2 protein-coding genes are annotated in these 3,551 nt (G+C 70.6%); both read right to left on the bottom strand.

The window, feature by feature from the left end; genetic code table 11:
- A partial coding sequence (purL, locus tag C5B96_RS11440) for a phosphoribosylformylglycinamidine synthase subunit PurL (RefSeq protein ID WP_104245491.1) occupies positions 1 to 2,352 on the bottom strand: 2,352 nt, incomplete at its 3' end.
- Positions 2,345 to 3,493 carry a hypothetical protein gene (locus C5B96_RS11435; protein ID WP_104245490.1) on the bottom strand — a complete coding sequence of 383 codons (1,149 nt, stop codon included), beginning with the start codon at positions 3,491 to 3,493 and terminating at the stop codon, positions 2,345 to 2,347. The genes purL and C5B96_RS11435, both read right to left, overlap by 8 nt.
- Positions 3,494 to 3,551: the final 58 nt, after the last annotated feature.

The raw sequence follows: 3,551 nt of genomic DNA, 5'->3' as shown, positions 1-3,551 counted from the left end.
GGCGAAGCGGGCGGGGAGGGTGCCGCGGTGGGTGGCTCGCAGCTCGGCGAGGCCGATCGCGAACTGGCCCTGGATGTCGAGCGCGGCATCCCCCTCGGCCCCGCTGTCGGTCACGCCGATGCGCAGCACCGGGTAATCGCGCCCCTCGCAGAGCCCCATGAACTTGACGTCGTCCTCGCGCGGAACCGACACGATCACCCGGCCGGTCGACTCGCTGAACAGCGCCGTCGTGAGGTCGACGCCGTCGCGCAGCATCAGCTCGTCGAGCCACACCCGAGCGCCCACGCCGAAGCGCAGCACCGCCTCGGCCAGCGCCTCGGCGAGCCCCCCGTCGGAGAGGTCATGCGCCGATGCGAGCAGGCCCTGCATCGCACCCGCGTGCAGCAGGCCGGCGAGCGACGCCTCGCGCGCGAGGTCGACGACGGGCGGGCGCCCGCCGAGGTGGTCGTGGATGGTGCCGGCCCATGCCGACCCGTCGAGCTCCTCGCGCGTCACGCCGAGCAGGTAGATGTTGTTGCCTTCGTCTTGCCAGCCGCTCGGGATGCGGCGGGCGACATCGTCGATCACGCCGAGCACGCCGACGACCGGCGTCGGGTGGATGGGCGCGCCGCCGGTCTGGTTGTAGAACGACACATTGCCACCGGTGACCGGTATCTCGAGCTCGAGGCAGGCATCCGACAGCCCCGCCACGGCCTGCGAGAACTGCCACATGACCTCGGGGTTCTCCGGGCTGCCGAAGTTCAGGCAGTCGGTGACGGCCACCGGCACGGCGCCCGTGACGGCGACGTTGCGGTACGCCTCGGCCAGCGCGAGCTGCGCGCCGAAGTACGGGTCGAGCTGGCAGTAGCGCCCGTTCGCATCCGTCGCGATCGCGAAGCCGAGCCCCGACTCCTCGTCGACGCGCACCATTCCACCGTCGTCGGGGAACGACAGCGCCGTGTTGCCCATCACGTACCGGTCGTACTGGTCGGTGATCCAGCCCTTGCCGGCCAGGTTCGCACTGCCGAGCAGGGCGAGCACCTGCTGTCTGAGTTCGTCGGCTCCGGATGCCCGGGGCAGCGAGAGCGCGTTGTCATCGTGCAGCTTGTCGATCCAGGTGGGGTATTCGACCGGGCGGTCGTAGACCGGGCCGTCGACCGCGACGGTGCGCGGCTCCACGTTCACGATCTGCTCGCCGCGCCAGTCGATGATCAGCCGCCCGCTGTCGGTGACCTCGCCCAGAACGCTGGTCTCGACATCCCATTTCTCCACAACGGCGAGGAACGCCTCGAGCTTCGACGGCTGAACCACGGCCATCATGCGCTCCTGGCTCTCGCTCATCAGGATCTCTTCGGCGGTCAGCGACGGGTCGCGCAACAGCACCTTGTCGAGCTCGATGTACATTCCGCCGTCGCCGTTGCTGGCGAGCTCGCTGGTCGCGCACGAGATGCCGGCGGCCCCGAGATCCTGGATGCCCTCGACCAGCTTCTCGCGGAACAGTTCGAGGCAGCACTCGATCAGCACCTTCTCGGCGAAGGGGTCTCCGACCTGCACGGCCGGGCGTTTGGTCGGCCCGCCTGCAGAGAACGTGTCACTCGCCAGAATGGATGCTCCGCCGATGCCGTCGCCGCCGGTGCGAGCCCCGAACAGCACCACCTTGTTGCCTGCGCCCGTCGCGTTGGCGAGGTGGATGTCTTCGTGCCGCAGCACGCCCACCGCGAGGGCGTTGACCAGCGGATTGCCCTGGTAGACGGAGTCGAAGTACGTCTCGCCGCCGATGTTCGGCAGCCCCAGGCAGTTCGCGTAGAAGCTGATGCCGCCGACGACGCCGTGCACCACGCGGGCGGTGTCGGGGTTGTCGATGTCGCCGAAGCGCAGCTGGTCCATGACCGCGACCGGGCGCGCACCCATCGAGATGATGTCGCGCACGATGCCACCGACGCCGGTCGCCGCGCCCTGGAACGGCTCGATGTAGCTCGGGTGGTTGTGCGACTCGACCTTGAACGTGACGGCCCAGCCCTCGCCGATGTCGACGACGCCGGCGTTCTCGCCGATGCCCACCATCAGGTTCTCGCGCATCTTCTCAGTCGTCTTCGACCCGAACTGGCGCAGGTACATCTTGCTCGACTTGTAGGAGCAGTGTTCGCTCCACATCACCGAGTACATCGCGAGCTCGCCGCTCGTCGGCCGGCGGCCCAGGATCTCGCGGATGCGCGCGTACTCGTCGGGCTTCAGCCCGAGCGCGGCGTACGGCTGCTCCTTGTCGGGCGTCGCGGTGGCGACCGCGACGCTGTCGACCGCGGGTCGGGCACCGGATGCCGGGGCGGCGGTCTCGTCGGCGGCAGAGGTGAACGGTGAAGCGGTGTCAGACACGCGGAGGGGCTCCTTCGGAATGCGTGGGCAGGCCCCCCGATTCTATCGGGCGCCCGCCTGCTGAGAGGCGGTCGCGGCCGCCTCCTCCCTCCTGCGGAGCGGCGGTCGCGAACTCCTGGTCGCGGCCGCCTGCTCCCTCCTGCGGGCGGCGTATGCCCTTCGGCCGCAGAGCAGGCTCCTCGCGGCAGTTCCCCGTCGGGCGCCAGCCCGCCGCCAGCAGCGCACGCCGCACCCGTTCGGCGGTCTCGGCCCGTGCGGAGGCGCCCGCCAGCCCGCCTTTCAGCACCGTGATGAGCACGTGGCCCGACTCCCGTAGCGCTGCCGCGCGTGCATTGTCGTGCGCGAAGCGCGCCGGGTCCGTCCGATGCTGCTGCCCGTCATACTCAACGAGAACCTTCCATTCGGCATAGACGAGGTCGACGCGCGGCACATACGACAGCCGCTGCACCGGTACGGGTACGTTGACGGCGGGCTCCGGCATCCCGCTCCGGATGATCAGCAGCCGCAGCTCGGTCTCTTTCGGCGACTCGACCCCGAGCCGAACCAGCTCCAGCGCGTCGACCAGTCGCCGCTTGCCGGGCCCCCGGAACGCCCGCACCCGCCGCCGCAATTCCTCCGGATTCGCATACGGGCGCGGTGCCGGCGCCTCCCGGTCGGGGTGCACCGGGTCGAGCACGAGGGCGTCGCCGACCGCCACCAGCTGCTCCACGCTCAGGATGCTCGCCAGCTGCAGCCACGTGCTCACCGCGTCACCCACCCGAACCCGCCCCACCCGCACAACCCGATGCGTCGGCGGTGTCAGGCGGTGCGCGACGACGCCCGCCGTGCGGGCGCGGTTGACGCGGTCGGGGGTCGCGACGTGCAGGGGTTCGGCAGGGGTGAAGGCGCGGGGGAGCGGAAGACCCCAGAGCCGCGCCGCCGTTGTGTGGCTGAAGAACTGTTCGGCGAGCAGCCGCGGGAGGTAGGCGGCCACCTGATCCTGCACGGTCTGAACGGTCGCGTGCCGCGTGCGCACTCCGCGGTGCGGAGCGGTTAGGTCGGCGCCGTCGAGCCGCCTCTTGCTGAACCCCCGCGCCTTGGCTTGGCGCACGGAGAACGGACGCACGGCGTATTCGGGCGGGAGGGCGGTGTGGCGGGGCATCCGCCCATCATCCCCACATCCCCCACCCCACGCCCCAACTTATCCACAGGCCCCGCGC

It is taken from the genome of Subtercola sp. Z020, assembly GCF_002931235.1.
Lineage (GTDB): Bacteria > Actinomycetota > Actinomycetes > Actinomycetales > Microbacteriaceae > Subtercola.
The sequence above is the reverse complement of the archived record's forward strand: the minus strand, read 5'-3'. Positions and strand labels throughout refer to the sequence as shown.